General features: G+C 45.1%; 18 protein-coding genes. 13 read left to right on the plus strand and 5 right to left on the minus strand.

What is annotated here, in order from left to right:
- Positions 1 to 34 precede the first annotated feature (34 nt).
- The 4 genes from MHH92_RS15215 (at position 35) to MHH92_RS15230 (ending at position 3,121) form a co-directional block, all read left to right on the plus strand.
- Complete coding sequence (locus MHH92_RS15215) at positions 35 to 787, plus strand: SDR family oxidoreductase (protein ID WP_076253109.1); 753 nt, start codon at positions 35 to 37, stop codon at positions 785 to 787.
- 45 nt (positions 788 to 832) lie between these two features.
- Complete coding sequence (locus tag MHH92_RS15220) at positions 833 to 1,663, plus strand: SDR family oxidoreductase (protein ID WP_340907686.1); 831 nt, start codon at positions 833 to 835, stop codon at positions 1,661 to 1,663.
- Positions 1,664 to 1,865: 202 nt separating this feature from the next.
- Positions 1,866 to 2,258: an ArsR/SmtB family transcription factor gene (locus MHH92_RS15225; RefSeq protein ID WP_047843023.1), complete on the plus strand. Its 393-nt coding sequence runs from the start codon at positions 1,866 to 1,868 to the stop codon at positions 2,256 to 2,258.
- Positions 2,255 to 3,121 (plus strand): aldo/keto reductase, encoded by an 867-nt coding sequence (locus MHH92_RS15230; protein ID WP_076317853.1) that lies wholly within the window; start codon positions 2,255 to 2,257, stop codon positions 3,119 to 3,121. Before MHH92_RS15225 ends, MHH92_RS15230 begins: the two co-directional genes overlap by 4 nt.
- Here the strand turns inward: MHH92_RS15230 and MHH92_RS15235 are convergent.
- Both MHH92_RS15235 and MHH92_RS15240 read right to left on the minus strand, forming a co-directional pair.
- Entirely contained in the window at positions 3,115 to 4,464 is a 1,350-nt protein-coding gene (locus tag MHH92_RS15235) for a response regulator (protein ID WP_340904661.1), read from the minus strand. The genes MHH92_RS15230 and MHH92_RS15235 overlap by 7 nt on opposite strands.
- A complete protein-coding gene (locus tag MHH92_RS15240) occupies positions 4,464 to 6,173 on the minus strand; it encodes a sensor histidine kinase (protein WP_340904663.1) in 1,710 nt (569 codons plus the stop codon). Before MHH92_RS15240 ends, MHH92_RS15235 begins: the two co-directional genes overlap by 1 nt.
- Before the next feature lie 317 nt (positions 6,174 to 6,490).
- Between MHH92_RS15240 and MHH92_RS15245 the strand changes: the two genes are divergently transcribed.
- The 5 genes from MHH92_RS15245 to MHH92_RS15265 all read left to right on the plus strand — a co-directional run bounded on the left by MHH92_RS15245 (position 6,491) and on the right by MHH92_RS15265 (position 12,956).
- Positions 6,491 to 7,375: an ABC transporter permease gene (locus MHH92_RS15245; RefSeq protein WP_036616097.1), complete on the plus strand. Its 885-nt coding sequence runs from the start codon at positions 6,491 to 6,493 to the stop codon at positions 7,373 to 7,375.
- Positions 7,376 to 7,393: 18 nt separating this feature from the next.
- Positions 7,394 to 8,263 carry a carbohydrate ABC transporter permease gene (locus MHH92_RS15250; protein ID WP_017688372.1) on the plus strand — a complete coding sequence of 290 codons (870 nt, stop codon included), beginning with the start codon at positions 7,394 to 7,396 and terminating at the stop codon, positions 8,261 to 8,263.
- Between the two features lie 245 nt (positions 8,264 to 8,508).
- Positions 8,509 to 10,194, plus strand: coding sequence for a hypothetical protein (locus tag MHH92_RS15255; RefSeq protein WP_340904667.1), 1,686 nt, complete (start codon positions 8,509 to 8,511; stop codon positions 10,192 to 10,194).
- A gap of 71 nt (positions 10,195 to 10,265) precedes the next feature.
- A complete protein-coding gene (locus MHH92_RS15260) occupies positions 10,266 to 11,984 on the plus strand; it encodes a discoidin domain-containing protein (RefSeq protein WP_340904668.1) in 1,719 nt (572 codons plus the stop codon).
- 30 nt (positions 11,985 to 12,014) lie between these two features.
- Positions 12,015 to 12,956: a family 43 glycosylhydrolase gene (locus MHH92_RS15265; RefSeq protein ID WP_340904669.1), complete on the plus strand. Its 942-nt coding sequence runs from the start codon at positions 12,015 to 12,017 to the stop codon at positions 12,954 to 12,956.
- A gap of 78 nt (positions 12,957 to 13,034) precedes the next feature.
- Here MHH92_RS15265 and MHH92_RS15270 read toward each other — a convergent pair whose 3' ends face one another.
- The 3 genes from MHH92_RS15270 to pdxR all read right to left on the minus strand — a co-directional run bounded on the left by MHH92_RS15270 (position 13,035) and on the right by pdxR (position 17,280).
- Positions 13,035 to 13,562: a DinB family protein gene (locus tag MHH92_RS15270; protein WP_340904670.1), complete on the minus strand. Its 528-nt coding sequence runs from the start codon at positions 13,560 to 13,562 to the stop codon at positions 13,035 to 13,037.
- A gap of 145 nt (positions 13,563 to 13,707) precedes the next feature.
- Positions 13,708 to 15,729: an ATP-dependent DNA helicase gene (locus tag MHH92_RS15275; RefSeq protein ID WP_340904671.1), complete on the minus strand. Its 2,022-nt coding sequence runs from the start codon at positions 15,727 to 15,729 to the stop codon at positions 13,708 to 13,710.
- Between the two features lie 60 nt (positions 15,730 to 15,789).
- On the minus strand, positions 15,790 to 17,280 hold the full coding sequence (gene pdxR, locus MHH92_RS15280; protein WP_340904672.1) for a MocR-like pyridoxine biosynthesis transcription factor PdxR: 1,491 nt from the start codon (positions 17,278 to 17,280) through the stop codon (positions 15,790 to 15,792).
- 146 nt (positions 17,281 to 17,426) lie between these two features.
- Between pdxR and pdxS the strand changes: the two genes are divergently transcribed.
- The 4 genes from pdxS to MHH92_RS15300 all read left to right on the plus strand — a co-directional run bounded on the left by pdxS (position 17,427) and on the right by MHH92_RS15300 (position 22,409).
- Entirely contained in the window at positions 17,427 to 18,311 is an 885-nt protein-coding gene (gene pdxS / locus MHH92_RS15285; protein ID WP_340907687.1) for a pyridoxal 5'-phosphate synthase lyase subunit PdxS, read from the plus strand.
- Between the two features lie 205 nt (positions 18,312 to 18,516).
- A complete protein-coding gene (locus MHH92_RS15290; RefSeq protein WP_340904673.1) occupies positions 18,517 to 20,976 on the plus strand; it encodes a GH39 family glycosyl hydrolase in 2,460 nt (819 codons plus the stop codon).
- Between the two features lie 201 nt (positions 20,977 to 21,177).
- Positions 21,178 to 22,026, plus strand: coding sequence for a PTS transporter subunit EIIC (locus MHH92_RS15295; protein WP_340904674.1), 849 nt, complete (start codon positions 21,178 to 21,180; stop codon positions 22,024 to 22,026).
- Positions 22,017 to 22,409: a PTS transporter subunit EIIC gene (locus MHH92_RS15300; RefSeq protein WP_340904675.1), complete on the plus strand. Its 393-nt coding sequence runs from the start codon at positions 22,017 to 22,019 to the stop codon at positions 22,407 to 22,409. Before MHH92_RS15295 ends, MHH92_RS15300 begins: the two co-directional genes overlap by 10 nt.
- The last annotated feature ends 16 nt before the right edge of the window (positions 22,410 to 22,425 follow it).

Raw genomic sequence — 22,425 nt, forward strand, 5'->3', positions numbered from 1 at the left:
GACCCACCAATCACAAAAAAAGGAGATTATAACTATGCAAGATAAACCTGTCGCTCTGGTCACCGGGGCTAATAAAGGTATCGGCCTTCAAATTGCGAAGGATCTCACGAAACAAGGATTCACCGTGCTCGTTGGATCTCGCAGCCTCGAGAATGGAGAAACTGCCTCAAAAAGCATCGGTTCAGATTCACACGCTCTCCAGCTCGACGTTACAGATGAAAACTCCATCGCTGCTGCTGCAGAACGTATTCGGAACGAATTTGGTCGTCTCGATGTACTCGTGAACAATGCGGGGATCTCGCACGCAGGCAGATCGGGTGAACCATTTCCGAATGGTGGCGCAACGAGTGGTCTTTTGACCGTTGCTTCGCTTGAAGATATTCGTACAGTTTATGAGACTAATGTTTTTGGAGTTATTGCTGTTACGCAGGCGATGTTGCCACTTTTGCGGGAGGCCCCGGCAGCACGTATCGTCAACATAGGCAGTACCGGCGGCTCCCTTAGCTGGAACTCTATTCCCGAAAACTCGCATCGTGCGATGTTTGGTGCCTATTCGGCATCAAAATCAGCTGTTCATGCGGTGACACTTGCCTTTGCATTTGCGCTTGAATCAACAAACATCAAGGTCAATGCGGCATGTCCAGGCTTCACATCCACTGCGCTTAATAATTTTGCTGGTACTCGTAGTGTTGAACAAGGGGCTAGTGAAGCGGTCCGGCTGGCGATGATTGGAGCGGATGGCCCAACAGGAACATTCTCAGATGAGGATGGACCCATTGCTTGGTGATCATAGTTATACAATGAGGGTGAGTAACTTAAGGAGGATTTCATGATGCGCGTTTTCGTAACAGGAGCAACAGGCTACATCGGTTCCGCTGTCACCAGCGAACTTATTGAAAGGGGGCATCAGGTCATCGGTCTCGTGCGTTCAGACAGTAGTGCTGCGAAACTAGAAGAGTCCGGGGCCGAAGTACACCTCGGTGACATCAACGATCTTGACAGCCTCCGTAGTGGTGCAGCTGCTGCGGATGGCGTCATTCATCTGGCATTCCATCACGACTTTTCGAACTTCGCTGGAGCACTCACAACAGATCTGCATGCCGTAGAAGCGATGGGGGCGGCACTTGAAGGATCTGGCAAGCCGTTTGTAATCACCACACATGTGAATGGAGTGGCAACGGAGAACATGGTGTTAGCGCTGGCAGGGCGTGGAGTGCGTACATCGATTGTAGAGCTTTGTCCATCGGTACACGGTGAGGGTGACACAGGATTTGTGCCGAGCCTGATCAATATTGCCAAGATTAAGGGCTTCTCAGCCTATGTGGGAGAGGGGAACAACCGCTGGCCGGCTGTGCATCGCCTTGATGCCGCGCATCTATATTGTCTGGCGTTAGAAAAGGCACCCGCTGGTTCACGACTAGATGGGGTCGCAGATGAAGGAGTGCCATTTTGCGACATCGCGAGTGCTATTGGTGAGCAGCTGAACGTACCTGTAGTCAGCATTTCACGCGAAGAGGCAGATGCCCATTTTGGCTTTCTCAGCACACTCGCATCGCTCGATATCCCGAGATCAAGCATTGCAACTCAGGAACTTATGGGATGGCGGCCAGTGCAACCTGCACTGATTCCCGACCTTAAACAGTCTCATTACTTCAACAACTGATTGGAATTTTCATGCCTTTTAAAAAAAATAACAACCATTAATAGAAGCCACTCCATTCGTCAGGGGTGGCTTCTTCTTTTGCTAATGTATTCTTAAGACATGGGAAAAATAGGTTCTTGAATTTCTTTCCCGATGTACAGCCGAATCCGAGATTGTGATAGGCTGTATCTACAAAAGTATTACACATTCTAAATGGAAGGGGATGATTTACCTGGATCAGGAACTTGCGACCACGATTGCTATCGAATTTAAGAACAATCAGAAGGTGTTGAATGCGATCGGTGACGAAACCCGGCAAGCCATCCTCATAGCCTTGATTCAAGGGCCGCAAAAACCCGGCATGCGCGTAGGAGAGATCAGGATGAAAACTCATCTTTCCCGACCGACCGTATCACATCATCTGAAAATATTGAAAGAATCACAGATAATAAGTGTTCGTAAAGAAGGAACTCTCAACTATTACAGCCTTGACTCCGGTAGCAAGTTGAAATTGTTGAAAAACCTGGTGAACGAGATAGAAAAGTTGCTAACGCAATGTGAAGAACAAGCATCGGAACAACAATTAGAAAAAACGGGGAGGGGGAGTTGCGAATGAATCAGACAGTCGCAGCGGCAAACGGAGTGGACATTCCTCAACTCGGGTTCGGCCTATATAAGATCAAAGACGGGGGGACCTTCGAAAGGACTGTCGAGGAGGCTATTCGAATGGGTTATCGCCATTTCGATACGGCCAAAATTTACGGTAATGAAGCGGCGCTAGGTCGGGTCATCCAAAACAGCGGCATTCCCAGGGAGGAGTTCTTCATTACCTCCAAGGTATGGACGACAGACCTGGGGTACCGTGCGACGAAAAAGGCGTTCGAGCAGACTTGCCAGAAGCTGAACGTAACATATCTCGATATGTATTTGATTCATTTTGCCGGTCCTCAATACGTGAACGCCTGGAAGGCGATGGAAGAGTTATACGACGCAGGTAAAATCAAAGTTATAGGTGTAGCCAATTTCGAGATCCGGCATCTGGAGCATCTGAAGAAACATTCCCGGATTTCGCCGATGGTAAATCAGATCGAGACCCATCCGGAATTTCCGCAACACGAATTGCATGATTATATGGTTCGACATCGGATTCTGCATGAGGCTTGGGGACCGTTGGGGCAGGGAAGCAAAGCGCTGCTGGAGCATCCGGAGCTGGTGGCAATTGCCCTTTGCCATCAGAAATCGGTTGCGCAAGTCATTTTGCGCTGGCATCTGCAACGCGGAATTATTGTCATCCCCAAATCATCGAATCCTCAACGGATAAAAGAGAACAAAGAAACATTCGACTTTGAGTTGAATGAGAAGGAAATGGAACAAATACGACGGTTGGACACGGGTAAGAGATATTCCGTAAGTCCAAATGGCTACATGGTCAACCCGTTTTATATCAATTTGATGAAATTATTTATTCGTTCTCATTGATGGATCATATTTCTGCGGTACTGGTAGGGCGTAACTCCATATTCCACTTTGAACAACTGGATAAAATATTGATTTTTTCGGTAACCAACCATCTGGGCTATATCGGCTACACGGAGTTCCGAATCTTGAAGCAGTTGAGAAGCCTTCTCTAACCGCTTCCTGGAAATGTAGTTTGACACATTTTCGCCCGTCTCTTGTTTAAACAGTTTGGAAAAGTAGACGGGATGGAGATGTGCAACTTTCCCCAGTTCGTCCAAGCTAAGGCCATGTGACAGATGGTCTTCGATATACGTTTGTACTTTGTCAACGATGGTTTGAATGGACATCTGTTTGTTGTTTCTGATCCGACTGACCCGATCCATGAGAGTTGAGGATAGTTCATCAGGATACCGTAACTGGTTAAATATCCACTCCACGGTTTCAGAGGGATCGCGATCCTTATCCGTCAGATATACATATAGAATGGTCTCCATGAGAAAGATTGTTTTTTGCTTATGGAGATGGATTTGATCATATTTTTTAATGATATTTCCCGCCGACTCCCAATCACCGCATGACGGAGAATAGTTGAATATGCCATTGAAGTCTTCTAAGTGTACGTCCTCATTAAGAAAGAACCTGTAGAACATCTGCCGGGTCACGTTTCGGTCGGTCAATGAAACGGGAGGAGACGCGACTGATTGCTCCAGTTTGATGGTCAGTTCCCCAGCAGCTTCTTCCGGAACAAGACCGAACAGTCCCGTTCCCGCAGCCCACACGAGACGATCCAGTTTGTCTCCGACAGCATGTTTTATAGCATCCTCATGTTCCTGTGTGAAACCCTCCAGCTTGAAGCAGCACATACGACGATGCCCTAAAAATTCAGTATACGCATCATATTCCTTCCTTAATGTCTCATTGTGACCAAGCAGGGAAAGCAGATACTCCAATCCATCGAAGTTCTCCCATGCAACAGATTGAGCGGGCCGAGTCTTTGTAATATTGTTGATGGCTTTGGACATGGCTTTCTCCACATCATCTTTGTCGACAGGTTTGAGCAAGTAGTCGAGCGCACCTAAACGAATTCCTTGTTGCGCGTATTCGAACTCAGAGTAGCCGGAAAGGATGATCACTTTGGTTGGCAAGTTATGTTGGTGGATATGTTGAAGCAGATCAATACCAGACACCTCAGGCATTCGGATGTCAGTAATCAGAATATCGATGTGGTTTTGAGTCAATATATCTCGGGCTTCAAACGAATTGGTCATCGTCTCGATCTGATCAATGCCAAAGGTGTTCCAATCGAGTAAGTGCTTCATATATTCAACGACATAATGTCCGTCATCCACAATTAATAATCGCATTAGCTATCTCCTTTCTCCTCGGGAATGCTGATGAGCAGCAGGACGGACAAGCCGCCCCAATTATTAGTAGTAAAATGTAACCCGCTACGTTCGCCATACGTATTTTTCAGACGTTGATTTACATTCCAGAGCCCTACGCCTTTAATTCCTTCAGGCGGGGTATCACTCTCAAGCCGAGCCTCCAGACTACGGATATCATCCAGCGAAAGACCTTTACCGTCATCGGAGACCTTGATCGTTATCGCAGTCTCCGCCTGTTTTACTTCAATCGTCACCCGATGGGCACCTTGATGTCCTTCAATGCCATGTTGAATCGCATTTTCAACCACTGGCTGGATGATCAGCGGCATGAGGGGCAGGGAGGACAGTTCTGGCGGCAGATCAATGCTGTACTCCATTTTTTTGCTAAGAGCCATAATGATCAAGAAGTGTTCCGCAAACTGAAGCTCGCTTTCCAGCGTAACTTCATGCCGGTCCAACTTGGTTAAATAACGATAATATTCAGCCAGATGTTTGCTCATGCGCATGACAGAATCAGGTGAAAACTGAGCCACCGACATGATGAAAAACAAACTGTTGTATAAAAAATGAGGGTTAATCTGAGCTTGAAGTTGTTGAAGTTCCGCACTTCGTCTTAGTTCCGTTTCGGTTTTCAAAGATACGAATAGATCCTGGATCTCGGTAACCATATGATTAAAACTTCTAAACAAGCTGTAAAACTCTCTATCCGTATTTTCGGTAATACGTGTATTGTGATTGCCTTGTTCAACCTGTGAAAACTTCCGCTCCAACAAACGAATATTACGGTAATAGTTCCGGTAAAACGTAAAGATCACAACCAGACCAAGTGTGAAAACGGCTAAAATACTGGCAAAAAAAACTTTACGGTTGCGGTCAATCGGTTGCAGAAAATCATTCGTCTGTGTATATGTAATCAGGTAGGCGTCGATTGATTCAATATATCGGGAAAGAACATAGTAATCGTCCGACTTGGTGTGATAATCATATTTTAAAGTGATTTCCGGCTGTGGAGAAAGCATATCAGTAACCGCTTTCAATAGATCGTTGTCGACTTTTTTCTCACTCCATAACTGATGGGAATTAAACCAAAAAAAAGCGTTTGAGCTGTCGTTGTTCACAGCCTTTTTCAGCAGATTTTTCAAATAATCAGTATTCAGCTTTACACCAACGACGTACTGAGTCGGTTCATTTTGTCCGGATTTTTGGATGTAAGGGTAGAGGGCAAAGTAATACAAGCTATTGCCGACGATTTGCCATCCCCGTTGATGAACATCCTTGAACGGAAGTCTGGCCTCCGGCGTACTGTTGGTGGACAGAAACGTTTCTTCAGACTTCCAGTAAATGCCGATCGATTCAATCGATCGACTGGAGAGGAGTGTTTGCCGCAAGCGATCAACAATATCGTTTTTCTTCATTTGGGAATCGTAATTGCTCAGCTCGATAACATGCCTCTGGTAAAACCGGACATCACTGTCTGCCGCATACTGAACCCCATACATATTGGCTTCGTATATAATCCCGTCAAGAATGCCTTTCACATAATCAAGCTGGTTTTTGGAAGCGCCAATCAGATTTTCTTCAAGTGTCTTGGAGCTTAATCGGTTCATCACGAAAAACAAACTTAACGTCAGCAGCAGAAAAAAAACAAAGAAATAGATGAAACGCTTCATATACATTTTTCTGATCATATGTGTTTCCTTTCATATCGTCAAACGCAGAAGTTTAAACTCCAGATCGGATTAACTTTAATATAAGCCAAACCTTAGAAAAGCGGAAGGGCAGCAACGGCGATAAATGAAAGCGGTTTTAAAGTGATTCAGGGTGGGGTGATGATCTTGAAATTTTGGCATTTTGGAGTGAAAGCGCTTTTGTTAAGCTTATCTTCAAGGATCGCTTTCGAAGAATCATCATAGAGGAGGTATGCAACATTAACGAGATTGTACCCGCCAGATCCGCGAAAAAAACAAAAACAAAGCTATCCCAGCGGACTTCATTCAAAAAGGAAATCAAGAAAAGCTGGCCTTTGTACGTACTGTGTATTCCCGCATTTGTGTTTGTCTGCATCTTTTCTTATGGCCCGATGGTAGGTTTGCTCATGGCATTTCAGGACTACAAACCATGGCTGGGCATCACAGGTTCACGGTGGATCGGGTTAGATAATTTCGAACGAATTTTCCAGTACAAAGAAGCCACACAAGCGATTGTTAATACATTAATTATCGCCGTTTCTAAAATTATCGTTGGTATTATCGTTCCAATCGTCATGGCTATCCTGCTGAGCGAGATTCGAAATATGGGCATTAAGAAAAGTGTTCAGACACTGGTGTATCTGCCGCATTTCTTGTCCTGGGTAACGGTCGCGGGGTTGATGATCGACATTCTGGGATTAGACGGAGGAATCAATCACATCTTGACACGTATTTTCGGGAACGATCCCATTTACTTCTTGGGTGATCCTGATCTGTTTCGATTTACGGTTGTGATCAGCGATGTGTGGAAGAGCTTTGGCTTTGGCATGATTGTTTATCTGGCGACCATTGCGGGAATTAATCCATCTTATTACGAAGCGGCCGAGATCGATGGTGCCACACGCCGGCAGCAAATTCGATACGTAACTTTGCCTAGCATGTTGCCCATGATTATCGTCATTTCTACGCTGAGTCTGGGCAATATTCTGGACGCGGGCTTTGATCAGGTTTTCAATCTGTACAATCCGCTTGTCTACAGTACGGGAGATATCATTGACACCTATGTCTACCGTTCATCCTTGTTAAACGGGCAATACGGCTTCGGGACCGCTGTAGGACTGTTCAAATCGGGAATTAGCTTGATCTTGATCGTTGTCTCTTACAGGCTGGCCTATAAGTATGCCAATTACAAAATATTCTAACAAGGAGGGAGAGGGATCATGTACCATAAAACGACAGGTTATAGAGTATTCTCCTATTTTAATTACGCGTTCATGATACTGGCGGGTCTGGCGTGTTTTCTTCCACTGCTTCATCTGTTGGCGCAATCTCTAAGCAGTAAAGCGGCCATTAGCGGTAATATGGTTTCATTTTGGCCGGTGGGGTTCAACGTGGATGCCTATGTAAAAACGTTCAACAACTCTAATTTCAACGGTGCCATGCTGACATCCATCACTCGAACCGTATTGGGTACAACCATCAGCATGTTTATCCTTACCTGTGCAGGATATGCCTTGTCCAAAGAATTCCGAGGACGCAATGTGCTCATGTGGTTTTTTATCTTTACCATGCTCTTCTCGGGGGGATTGATACCTTCTTACATATTGATCACAGCCCTTGGATTAAAGGATACCATCTGGGCGCTTGTGTTACCGGGCGCTTTCGGTGCTTATAATTTGATTCTTCTCGTCAATTTTTTCAAAACGATTCCCAAAGCCCTGGAAGAAGCAGCTTTCATTGACGGAGCGTCCTTTTTCGTAATTCTCAGCAAAATATATTTACCATTATCTCTGCCTGGCATAGCGACCGTATCCTTGTTCATTATGGTGGGGCACTGGAACTCCTGGTTTGACGGGATATTGTACATGTCGGATGCAAGTAAGTATCCGCTGGCTTCGTTCTTACAGACCGTTGTCGTGCAGAGCAATATGCAAAATATGGCGATGAGCCAGTCTGAGGTGGCAGCCATGTCCGAACAGAGCATCAAGGCAGCGCAAATTTTTGTCAGCACGCTACCGATCATTTTGGTCTATCCGTTTTTACAACGATATTTCGTGAAGGGAATTGTACTAGGAGCCGTCAAAGAATAGTTAGGATGACGAAAAATTGGATCGTTATATAAGTTTAACTAAAATTTACACGATAACGGAGAGGACAGAACAAGCCTGAAGAAGCGGAGCGTTCGCCTTTATTACCAGAATTTCACCTTTGTAAAAGTGAATCAAAAATTCTGGGAATAACAGCGATCGGAAGGTTGTTCTGTCATCGGAGTGCCAGTGTAAATATGAACTTATATAGAAAACAAATTGAGAATGAGTGAAGGGGGCATATTTCCATGAAGAAAAGAACTGATTTATGGAAAATGGTAAGTATGGTTATGCTGTCGGCTATTCTTGTGGCTGGCTGTAGCAAAGGGGAGAGTGCTTCCGAGACCGCACCGGCATCGGTGCTTAAGGACGGAAAATATGATCCACCGTTTACGATCACCATCGCCAAACAACAGGATGAAAATGCTGGAAAGTACATCAACGGTGAGACGTTGAATGACAATGTATTGACTCGCTGGGGCGAACAAAATCTGGGTATCAAAATCCAAACCACCCTGCTGGGAGGTGATGCTTCACAATATAATACCAAGCTACGGTTGGCGTTGACAGGTTCCGAGAAGTTGCCCGACGTTCTGCCCGTCTATGACACCATGCTGGTCAATGATCTGATCGATTCGGGGCAAGTCAAAGAGATAACGGAAGACATCTCAGCCTACATGCCTGACCGGATAAAAGAAATATACAAACAATACCCAACCACCTTCAATCCAGTGGTTAGGGAGGGCAAGGTCTACGGGATGGCGATTGCGCCGAATCTGACGGAAGGCGAAGTCATGTTGATCCGCCAGGACTGGTTAGACAGGTTAAATTTGAAAGCGCCAACAACGATTGATGAGTTTGAACAAGTCATCGCGGCGTTCACCAATGAGGACCCAGATGGGAACGGCAAGAAAGACACATACGGCTTTACTTTTTCAGGTAAAGATTCCTACAATACGGGCTGGGTCAGCGATCCGGTCATGATTTTCAGCGCATACACGGGCAAATATCTTCCAAGGCAATGGCATAACGACAATGGCAAACTAACCTATGGATCTGTGGCTCCTGGCAACAAAGAGGCACTTGCCAAGTTACGCGATTGGTATGCACAAGGGTACTTGAACAAAGAATTGGCCACCCAAGGGGCCTGGGATGCACTGTCTGATTTTACGGAGGGGAAAGCTGGTATCATCATTGGTCGTCCTTGGCTGTACGACAGTGTGAAGGACGTAGAGAAAAATGTGGAGGGTGCAAAAATTAGTGCTTATCCGACCATTCAAGGCGTGAACGGTGATAAGACCTATCAATCCGCCCAGTTGAACGATGGTGTGTTCATGTTTAACAAGGATTTTCAGAACATGGAAGCCTTCTTCTTGTACTACGATAAAATGTACGATGCGGCGTTCAGCACCGGGGATTTCAAGTACGGGTACGCTCAAGGATACGATTACGATATCGTTAACGATGAAGTCACTTTTGATCCAACGAAATTCAATACACCATTAGAGGCTGTACAAGGCGTTGGGAAAATGGCATTTACCAAAAATACACCGAGTGTTGATGGTCCCGGCCAATCCTACTACGATCTGGCGAATGGAGTTAAAGCCGACACGGGTGTCCTCATTCAGAGCGCCTCGAAGGATCAAACAACACAGGACGGATATCGGATTTCGTATGAAAACAGAGATGTTTTACTACCAAATGAGTTTAACGGTCCGCCAACGCCAACGATGCAAAATGTGTGGGAACAGTTGACCACCATGGAACAAGAGACGTTCACCAAAATCATATATGGCAATGAGCCACTTGAAGCATTTGATACCTTTGTGAAACAGTGGCATGAAAAGGGCGGAGACACCGTGATCGAAGAAGTTAACGAATGGTACAACCAAGCCAGCGAGACGGATGTAATGACACTGATGAATTTGAAATAAAGTCAAGTTTCACCTGGATCATCCTTCCTACAACAGGAAGGTTGGTCTTCTAAAAAAGGAGATGATGAGACATGATCAAAGGTAAATCGTGGATGGCTATCGTCATTGCATTGATGTTGTTAACAGTGCATTTAACGTCCTCAGCTCAAACCGTTCACGCTGCTGCTGGTGAAGAGACCAAGATCGCCGCAACACTGTTTGTCCTGAAGAATGAATCCGAAGTATCCAATGCCAAAATTCATTGGGCACCTGTCCAGGGAGCGACTGCATACGAGTTATACAGATCAGAGAACAATGCGCCTTATACGTTATTACAGACCTTAACAGGTACAACGACGGATGATTATGAACTCAATATAGGTAACACATACAAGTATCAAGTGAAGGCATATGGCGAAACTTCCTTGTTAACCTCCGCTGTCTCGCCAGAATATACCCCTTACAGCCTTCCAGAGGACCTCACAACTTTTGATAACACAACGCAATCAACGCTTATGCTCCCGAATGAACTTAAAGTTGGAGACACCTACTACAGATTTAATTTCGTGCAAAAGTCATCAGGCGGTTTTGGCGAAATGATTCAACAGACATCAACGGATGACATCACATACGGTAACGACAAAGTGGTCCTGTCCTACACGGATCATCCCGATCTGGCCAACTCTAAATTTGAAGGGATCAATATCCTATATCACGCGCCCACGAACAAATTTGTTTTTTGGGCTCACTATGAGAACAGTACAGACTACACACTTGCCAGAGTATCGGTGGCTTCGGCCACGCCTGGAGAAGACTTTACATTTCACAAAAGCTTTCGACCGGAAGGGAACCAATCCCGGGATATCTCCATTTTCAAAGATGATGATGATTCGGCGTATCTAATCTCTACGGCCAATAATAATTCGGACACCATCCTATATAAGTTGACCTCCGATTGGCTGGATGTGGATCATCAAGTTTCAGTTATCTATCAAAATCAACACAGGGAACTGCCCAAGATGATCAAAAAAGATGGCATTTATTATTTGTTCTCTTCCCAAGCGGCAGGCTGGTATCCGAGCATACCCTTGTATTCTTCAGCAACAAGCATAGACGGAGATTGGTCTGAATTACGGACGATTGGTAACACGTCAACCTTCTCGGCGCAGTCGGGTTCCGTCATGCGGGTGAAGCCAGATACGGGTAACAACGTGGTTATGGTTGCATATCGCTGGATGTTCGGCTGGGCAGGCACGCAAAATGGAACAACGGAGGAACGTTTGCTTCCCGTTTGGTTCTCCGATGGTTACGCATTTTATGATTATTTTGATCAAGTCCTGTATAACACAAGCGATGATGTTGTCGTTCCCGTTCAGAATGGAAAACTGCTTTCACAAGGTAAACCTGCAACAGCCCAAACGGCTACTGGAACAAACCCGGCAAGTTATGCTAATGATGGTAACTATCAAACTGAATGGGTCGGCACAGGCAGTTCTTGGCCATATTGGTGGAAGGTCGATCTCGGCTCTGTTCAGCAGTTAAATAATGTGCAAATCTCCTGGTGGATGCAAAAAGGCTCCGAAGGTTATTACAAATATAAAATAGAGACCAGTACGGATAATGTAAACTGGACCGTGGCATTGGATCGAACCAATAATACATCTTACGGTTTCACATCAGATACGCTATCGAGCACTGCTGCCAGGTATGTACGAATTAATATGCAAAATGCGGCACTTCATAACAATCCCAACAATTGGTACACGCCAAGACTATGGGAAGTGAAGGTATTTGGATTGGACACCAATTAATGTTGTTCTTAAAAGAAGAGAGGTAACGGTGTGAATAATCAATTAACCAATGGTGGCATCTGGAATGATTCAAGCGGTCAGCCGATCCATGCCCATGGTGGACATATGTTATTCCATGACGACTATTATTACTGGTATGGCGAAGATCGGAGAGACGATATATATGTGAGTTGTTACCGTTCCAAAGATCTAGTCAACTGGGAGTTTCGGAATCATATCCTGACGACATCTACGCCAGCTGCCCCCATTCGAGTTCGGACGAATCTGGCATTAGTTAATGACAAAGGCGGAAAGGTAAATCTCGAACGGCCTAAAGTGCTTTTCAACGCGGTGACCAAAAAGTTTGTACTCTGGGTTCACTATGAGAATGGTAACCATTACAACGATGCCGCATGCGCCATTGCCACATCGGATTCTCCGGATAGTCATTTCGTGTATCATGGCAGCTTTAATCCGTACGGGTATATGTCGCGTGACTGCACGCTCTTTCAGGACGATGACGGGACAGCTTATTTTATTTCGGCTGCCAGAGACAATGCGGACCTGCACATCTATCGCCTGCAGGAGGATTATCTCAATGTGGAAAGTCTTATCGGAAAGCTGTGGCAGGGGGAGTATCGGGAGGCACCAGCTGTCTTCAAGCGGAACGAGAAGTATTATATGGTGACCTCATTTTGCACGGGTTGGGCTCCCAATCAAGGGAAATACGCGATGGCTAATACGATGGATGGTCCATGGGGGATGCTCAGCGATTTTGGCGATGAAACGACTTACCGAACGCAACCAGCATTTGTGCTGAAGCGGTCAGAAGAGGAGTACCTATACTTTTCGGATCGCTGGAACGGATCGGATTATTTTCAGTCCAGCTATGTGGTCCTGCCCATTGAGTTCAATGGGGACATTCCTATTCTGAATCATTATTCCACGTTATCTTTGCGAGAGGACGCACATCTGATTCATTTTGAACGATAATTTGAACGATAAAACGACTGATGAGAAAAGACTTTGATCCTACAGCGAATGCAGGTTCAAAGTCTTTTTGAATGAATTTTATAATTTCAAATCTAACGAATAGCGATCGCGAAGTACTGATAAGTGGTGGAGCTCATGCCCAGCGATAACAAATGCAATCGATCGAGCTGAAGCAGGATTATCACTGACGATCCCTCTACAGAGCCAAGCTTCCGGCGTAAGGCGACGAATCATAAGAATGGTTGAGCGGCGTGTGATGGCATATTCTTCGCTCAAATCGGCCAGGGTATACGAATCGAAAGGGTGGGTCTGCATAAGCACGTCCTGATCGTAGCCGGGATGATTCGCTTGGTCACCTCTGGCGATGCGAAGCAATCGGCTGCTCATGATGCGTTCATTATCCAAAAGGTGTCCGATGACCTCTTTAACACTCCATTTGCCTTCGGCGTAACGATAATTTGCTTGCTCTTCTGTTAATGAAGAGAGCAAAGTTGGTATGATGTTGGCTTGCAGCTCTAAGCGTTCGATGATGTTCCCTTCAGGAACAAGCTGGATGTACCCTTCATAATAAGCTGCATATTCCTCTGTAGTTGGTCTTTCAACCATGGTAATGCCTCCTTTGTGATCATAGATCTGGAATATATTGTAGCATAAATCTTACTTCCAGCTTTAAATTGGCCCTTCCGCTTGATAGGTGGAAGGGCTGCTTCATGTAAATGGAGCAGTCTTATAGCGTTTGGTTATACCACTTCTAATCCGTATGTCGTATCCTTTTATTTTGGACAAACTTCTCTAAAACCTCAAAATCCTCCGTCACTTTTTTGAACGGCAACGTGTCCAGCACTTGTTCCCGATAACTCTTTTTAGCCGCTGCGCTGAGACGGGAGTCAAGTATGCTGAGTATGCCAAGGTCCGTTTCACTACGAATCAAGCGTCCCGTTCCTTGCCGTAACCGAAGAAGCATGTCCGGTACAAACACCTCCATGAAGGGATTCTCCGTTACAGATGCCTTATATTCATATACAGGATCCGATGGAACAGGGAAGGGCAGCCGGAAAATAATGACCTGTGACAGGTCAGACCCCTCGATATTCACACCTTCCCAGAATACACCGGTACCAAGGAGTACACCTTTGCTTTTCCTGAAATCGGCGATGACACTGTCCTGTGATGAACCCTCTTTTTGAACATGGACTGACCATGTGTATTCATTAGCCCTTGAGATCAACTTTTTGTGAATGTACTTCATGTCCTCTTTTGCTGAAAAAAGGACGATGGTTCTTCCCTGAGTTAGATTACAGAGTTGAACTACTTCGTTGTACGCTGCTTCAAGATAGTTTTCGCGCTGATCGTGGTGGTAATAGGGAACTTTGTTCGAAATATACATCATGGCATGGTTGGTGTAGTCAAAAGGGGAGGGTTGGCGCTCTAGGAAATCTCCCTTATAACCGAGGGAGTGCGTCATATAAGAATATTGTTCCTCCAGCGTATCCCCGCCATGGCACAGCGTTGCTGATGTTAGGATTACAGGTACCTTGCCATTAAATAAAGCGTATTTCAGAAATTGGCTTATATCTTTGGGACAGATGCTGATTGTGGTTACTCTAAGAGGACTGCTTGCCCATAAAAGATAATTGTCCTCAATTTCAGATAAGACACGAATAAGGGTAATAAGCCCGTTGATGGCTTCAAAAGCGTCATCGATTTCCCGCTCGTGACGGGAGGTCAAAATGGAAAGGCGCAGACTGAGATCTTTTAAATCGTTTAAGACTTGGTTTAACGGTATTCCTTTGATTTCCGACACTTTAATTCGGTCGTTATCCTGCTTGGCATGGTGGAGCAAATCCGCGTTTACCTGTTTGAAGATGCGCTCAGCGCAGTTTTTGATGAACTTGGATTGTGAGAAGAGACTTTTATCCCCGGACTGCTTCGTTAGAAGCTGCACCGTGGTATCCAGAATGCGGCAAATTCCCAGATAAGTGAACTCAAGTGTTCTGGCATCCCGAACTTTTGTTTCCAGATTATGCGCTTCATCAATGACGATCAGAGCAGGCTGTTCCGAGATGATGCTTTTAGTTCCTTCTTTTTTCTTCATCAAATCCCGTATGAGCAAGTCCTGGTTCACGATAATAAAATCAATCTCGTGAGCTTTTGCATTCAATTTCGCTCTCATATCGTAAAACAAACATGCAGTTTTATGATGACAACGTTCAAATTTGCAATCATTCACGGAAACGTGGGACCATTCGGCATCACTAACCCCAGCTTTAATATCGGCTCTTTCATCAATTTCATAATCTAATATGCGCTGCGCAAGGGTAGACACGGAGGAGTTAGCATCATCAAGACTGATCCATTCAGCTGCTCTACTTCGGCAGGCATACTGCCCCATGCCTTTTCCCACCACGGAGCGAACCGTTGAGAATCCCAACCGGCTACCAATAATCCTTAAATCTTTATGTATCTGTTCCGAGAGCTGAATGGAGGATGTCGCTATAATGACTGGTTTCTGAGACATTTGATTCGTGAGCAGACTTGGGATCAGGTACGCAAAAGACTTACCGATTCCGACACCAGCTTCAATCATGGCGTTATGTCCATGGATATAAGCATCGGCGATATCGAGGGACATTTCTTGTTGTCCGATTCGTTCTCTAAGGCCAATTCGGGGGAACCGGTCATAAATTCGGAAGATGGCGTTCACCAAAGAACGTTCGATTTCCTTGTCCGGTTCTTGCTTATTTATTTTATAAAGTTCATTTAACCAATTCATAACGATCGCCCCTCTTCCGAATGATGATCTTCTTGTACTACATTTTGGAGACGATTCACCTCACAATGCAGTTGTAACGGCATTTTTTAATCTGGATACGCCTTCCTGTAATTGTTCATCTGACAAATGTGCAAAAGATAAATAGATACCATACTTCATACCAACAGCCGTTGAACTGCTGACTTCTGAGTATACCACACCTTGTGACCGAGCTGATTCCCGAAAGGCCTCATAAGTGGACACATTACCTCGCCACCAGCCAAACACGTGTAGACCCGCTTCATTCTCCACCCAATCAAACCATGTAGAGAGGTGTTTGTTCAAAAGTTTGAGTAACAGATGGAATTTGCGACTGTATAATCGATTCATTCTGCGCAGATGACGCTCATATTGACCGCTTGTCATGAATGCAGCTAATGCCCGTTGTTCGATCAGGTTGACGGGTCTTGGCTCGTATAATGCCTGTGCCTTTCTAAAGGTATCTGCTAAGGTAGGGGGAAGAACCACATAACCAAGTCGTACTTCTAAAGGCAAGGTTTTGGTAAAGCTACCCAGGTAGATTACACGTCCTGCTTTATCGAGTGTTTTCAGTGGTTCAACATGCATTCCGCGATATCGGAATTCACTATCATAATCATCCTCAACAATCATGGCATCATTTCGCTGTGCCCAGTCCAGCAAGGTTTGTCTGCGTTCCAGACTGAGCATTTCACCGGTAGGAAATTGTCGTGACGGCGTGACAAACAACATACGTGCTTCCCAGTCCTGGGGCACAACTCCCTGACCATCGAGATTAGCTTCAATCAACTTTGCACCCGCAGCCAATATGGCTTTAGAAATCCCCACATAACAAGGACTTTCTGTCACGACATAATCCCCAGGATCTGCAAGTAATTGAGTGAGTAGAGCTATAGCTTGCATGGAGCCTGCAGTTACTGCAATATGATCCGGATCAACTTGAATGCCCCGCATCCTCCGAAGATAGGCAGCAATGGCTTCTCTCAATTTTGGATCCCCGGTTGAACTAACCATAGCAGAGGTTGTTTGCAGGTGATGCTCACGATTCCTTATCTCTGCATACAATCGATTATTCCATTCATCGTAAGGAAACTTGGAGAAATCAGGTTGATATTTGCTAAAGTCGATCACTTCGTCGTTATTCATTCTGGAATCATGTGTATGAGCATTGGCTGGTGCATTTCTTTGAGTCGTCTGCTGTTCAAACTGCTGAATACGATTTCCCCAGGCGGATAAGTGATGGGTACAAGCTTTCTCGGTGGACGTATTATTGTTCAAATCCAACTGGTAAGCAACAAAGGTTCCTCTTCCATGCTCTGAATGAATGTAACCTTGAGCAGTCAACGTATCATAGACCTGATTCACGGTTCCTCTGGAAATGTGATACGTTGCAGCTAACTCTCGAGTAGAGGGTAACTTCTCGCCATGTATAAGATTACCTTCATGAATTGCATCACGAATGGCATGATAGAGGGCCTTCATCTTGGTATATTTTCGGTTCAAATATGAACTGTAAGCTACATGAAATTGCATAGGACCTCCAGAGTTATCATTGAAGTGGTACAATAAAAACCAAAAATATTGGATCTTTTTATATGACCATTCTCATTCTATACTAAATCATAGATTAGAGCGATGCCTTTATTGAAAACCACCAAAAGTTAATTAGGAGGACTACAATCATGCAAACAGGTACAGATCGTGTAAAAAGAGGAATGGCTGAGATGCAAAAAGGTGGCGTCATCATGGACGTTATGAATGCAGAGCAAGCTAAAATTGCTGAGGCGACAGGGGCAACAGCTGTTATGGCTCTTGAACGGGTACCTTCCGATATTCGCGCTGCTGGCGGTGTAGCTCGTATGGCAGATCCAACCATCGTTGAGGAGGTTATGAAGGTTGTATCCATCCCAGTTATGGCTAAAGCACGTATCGGTCATTACATAGAAGCCAAAGTGCTTGAATCCCTAGGTGTGGACTATCTCGATGAAAGTGAAGTTCTTACACCTGCGGACGAAGTTTTCCATATCGATAAACATGAGTTTACTGTACCATTTGTATGTGGAGCCAAAGATTTGGGAGAAGCTCTTCGCCGTATTGGTGAGGGTGCATCGATGATTCGTACAAAAGGTGAGCCTGGAACGGGCAACATTGTTGAGGCAGTTCGTCATATGCGTCTAATTAACAGCCAGCTCCGTAAAGTGCAAAACATGTCCAAAGACGAGCTGTACGCTGAAGCCAAAAATCTGGGTGTAGCTTATGAGTTGCTGCGCGAAGTTCATGAAAACGGAAAACTTCCTGTCGTTAACTTTGCAGCAGGCGGTGTAGCTACTCCGGCGGACGCAGCATTAATGATGCACCTGGGAGCAGACGGTGTGTTTGTAGGATCAGGTATCTTCAAATCCGATAGCCCTGAGAAATTCGCTCGTGCAATCGTTGAAGCTACAACACATTACACGGATTACAAACTGATTGCCGAAGTATCCAAAAACTTGGGCGCCCCGATGAAAGGGATTGAAATTTCTAAATTGGCTCCAGAAGAGCGCATGTCCAACCGCGGTTGGTAAGATAACAGGGCATTTAGTTGAATAGATAGTTTGAACATTTATATTGAAGAGCCGATCAATTGAACCTTAATTGATCGGCTTTTTTGTTCTTACTGTTTAGCTTGTTGATATCTTCAAAATGCTGTGGCTATAATAATCGGTATGAAGGAAGGTGCAGACAATTCGCTATCTATATGAGTTTATTCAACATCAGGACGATCTGCCTATGAAACTCTTCGTGAACTCGGTAAAACATATTGATTTTCATTGGCACAAGGAAGTGGAAGTTGTATATGTTCTCCACGGTTCAATCATCATGTATCTGGACCAGCAGCAATATACACTGCATGAAGATGATGTGATCGTGGTTAACAGTATGTCCGTCCACAAGATCGAACGAACCAATCAGGACAATGTGTTATTAACATTGCAGTTCGGTCCCGAGTTGATGAACAATAATGCGTTTATCTCCTGTAACTCTGCTATGAACGTGGAACAAAACGCTCCTCGCCTGCAAAGTATTAAACAATATCTTGCGCAGATGGTATGGGAGATCAACAAAAAAACGCCGGGTTATCAAAATTTCACCATGGGCAGATTACAGATGTTATGCGGATGCCTGCAGAGGTATTTTTCCAGTGGAACGAATTTCGCATTGGAAGACGGTAGCAGGGATTATGACTATAAAAGACTGAACAGGGTCCTCACATATATTGATTTACACTACAATGAGAAGATTACACTGCAGGATATGGCGGATTCCGAACATTTAAGTTTGCATTATTTCTCCCACTTCTTCACCGACAAAATCGGGATACCTTTCCAAAAGTATTTGACGCTCATTCGCTTGGAGAAGGCTCAGGCTCAGCTGGCAGCAAACGATAAAAATATTTCGGAGATCGCGCTGGATTGCGGATTTGCCAATGTGAAGCTGTTTAACAAATACTTCAAGGAAAAGTACGGCTGTACGCCCGGTTCCTATCGGGAAGCTTCTCGTACACCGGAACTCCATCAGTTGAATGTGAACCGCAAACCCAAAACATATGAGGAGTCTTCAAGCGGAGATTATTACGAGATGGAAACGCTGAATGCGATTGGTTTACTGTATCGATATCTGGATGTTAAGGTTAACGCCGATCAGGACACACTTCCTGTACCGTCTGTACATCTGTCAGACCAAACTTATATTGAAATTCGTGCGGATCAGACGTCGTCTGTCTACGAAAAGCACTGGAATATGACCATGACGGCAGGGAGAGCCATTGAAGGTTTGCGTGAAGATTGGCGGAAGCAGCTCTCCGCGCTGAAAGGAAAAGTGCCTTTTCAATATATTCGATTTCACGGCATCTTTAATGACGAGATGATGGTGTACAGCGAGAATGAGCAGGGCACTCCCCTCTATAATTGGTCTTATGTGGACAAATTATATGATTTCCTGCTGGATCAGGGCGTTCGGCCATTTGTGGAATTAAGTTTTATGCCGAGCCAGCTGGCGAGATCCAAAGAAACGCTGTTTTGGTGGAGGGGGAATATTAGCCCGCCATCCGACCCTGCCAAGTGGCAGGCGCTTTGTGGCGAATTCGTTCGCCATTGTTTGAATCGTTATGGTGCGGAAGAAGTTAGGCAGTGGTATTTCGAAGTATGGAACGAGCCTGACCTGGCTGGTGTTTGTTGGGCAGGAAGCAAGGAAGAATACTTTGCGTTTTACGAATCGACCGTTCATGCCATCAAATCGATTATGCCAGAACTGAAGGTGGGGGGGCCAGCTATGGGTTACGGGTCTCTCTGGAACGATACCTGGGCTGAGGAATTTTTGTCTTATTGCCGCAAGCGGGAAGTGGCTCTCGACTTTTATTCGTTTCACATCTATTCGGAGTATCCCAAGCTAAAAGTTGAAGACGATCGTTTAACACAAATCATGCCGCCTGCTTTCTATAAAGAGAGTATTGCGCTTATGCGGCAAAAAATGAATACGTCATCGTACGGTCATGTTGAACTTCATGTCACCGAGTGGAACTTTTCGCTGTATGACCGGAACTTACTGCACGATACCATGTTCATGGCTCCGTTTGTCATTTACCACACCATGAACACACTTGGTGACGTGAAAGCGATGGCTTTCTGGTCCTTTACCGATGTATTCGAAGAAAGTATCGTTCCCGCTTCTCCTTTCTACGGAGGTTTTGGCCTGATTAACCGCGATGGGCTGAAGAAACCCAGCTATTATGCATTTGAGCTTATGCAAAAGCTTGGGGATGAGCTGATGGTCAAGGGAGACGGTTATGTCGGAACCCGAAAAAGGGATGGAAACATGCAATTTTTGTTCTATCACTATGTTCACGTAGACCAGCTGTTTGCAAGTGGAGATTGGTCGGAATTATCCAGCTCAACCCGCTATGATGTATTTGAGGAAAAAGGCAGCAAAGCTTATGAACTTACCCTGAGGAATCTCGAGGGACCTTATAAATGCACCAGTTATCAACTGGATCGGGAGCATGGCTCGGTATTTGATGAGTGGACCCGCATGGGATCGCCCTATTCCCTGACGGAAGAAGAAATCGCCTATCTAAACGGCAGGAGTGGACCCGTGATGGGGACAGAGATGGTAAGAGATGAAAGTTGGCGCAGAGAGATTTTGCTTCCACCACATGGGGTAATGCTGCTCATTTTGGATAGACAATATTAAAAAAAGTGCTCTTAAGACATCCCTTCAGTTTGAAGGGATGTTTTTTGTTGTTTATTTCTTGTTCAGGCTGGCAAGCTAGAACTATAGCGATGGATTGGGCAAAAAACGAACCATGATGCGGCAAGTTCCAACAAGAAAGCGTTAACACAAATCGATATACTATGGTTGTGGCAGCTTAGAGGAAGACAGGGGGAGTTTTGGATGAAGCGTTTCATGAAATGGATGACAGATTCGTTTGCGCCAAGATTGGAGGCGTTTACGAATAATATTTGGGTTTCTTCGATTCAAGAAGCCATCATGGTCGCCATTCCGATGATTTTCATCGGTTCGATTATTACATTGATTTCGATTTTGCAGGATTTCATTCCGGGAATGCCGGACCTGACACCTATCACGACATTCAGTTTCGGTTTGCTGGGGTTGTTTATTGCTTTTCTGACACCTTATGTCGTGATGGAAAAAAGAGAACGACACAAAATCAAGTTGCTGGCGGGAATGACGGGGATATCTCTGTTCGTCATGCTGCTTAACCCGACGGTAAACGAAGACGGTACCATTCAGTTTATCCTTGAACGATTTGGACCCTCGGGGATGATAACAGCACTCCTGGTAGGTGTATTTGTCGCTCTTGTAATGATCATGTGTAACAAATTTTCGTTTTTCAAAAAGGGGTCTTCACTTCCCGAATTCATTATGGACTGGTTCGATTTCCTTGTCCCGATCGCCCTGGTATTAACAACAGGATGGTTACTTGTATATCAGCTTCATTTTGATATTTTTGGACTGATCGTAAACGTATTTGAGCCGATCAATGCCGTAGGGCAGAGTTTGACCGGATTTTTATTGTTCAATTTCATTGGTGTTGTACTGTATTCTTTCGGCGTAAGCCCGTGGGTCATGACACCGATCTGGTACGCGATCTGGATACCTGCAATCGAAGAAAATGCAGCTCTTGTGGCAGCGGGACAAGATCCCGTCAATATCAACACGTTTGAAACTTTTTCTCCGGATGGCTGGGTATTGGCGGTATGGGTGCGACCTTGCCGTTAGTTGTTTGGTTCCTGATGGCACGTTCGAAAAAGCTCAAATCTGTCGGCAAGGCGACTATTATCCCGTCCTTGTTCAACATTAATGAACCTGTCGTGTACGGAGCACCGATTGCCTTTAATCCGTTACTCATGGTGCCGATGTGGATTAACTCACTTATCACGCCGGTGATTGTGTATTTGGCTCTCGACTGGGGTTGGGTGCGGATTCCGAGCCAGATCTTCCAGCTATGGTACACACCGATCGGCCTGTCCACCTATATTATGTCCGGACTCAATGGGCTTATCTTGCTGGCAGTCGTCCTGGTGATTGTATTTATTGTCTGGTTTCCGTTTTTCAAACTGTATGATGCACAGGAACTGAAGAAAGAACAGGAACAAAATTGATATCAGAAGGGTGAGT

The sequence above is a fragment of the Paenibacillus sp. FSL M7-1414 genome (genome assembly GCF_038003195.1).
GTDB classification, from domain to species: Bacteria; Bacillota; Bacilli; order Paenibacillales; family Paenibacillaceae; genus Paenibacillus; species Paenibacillus amylolyticus.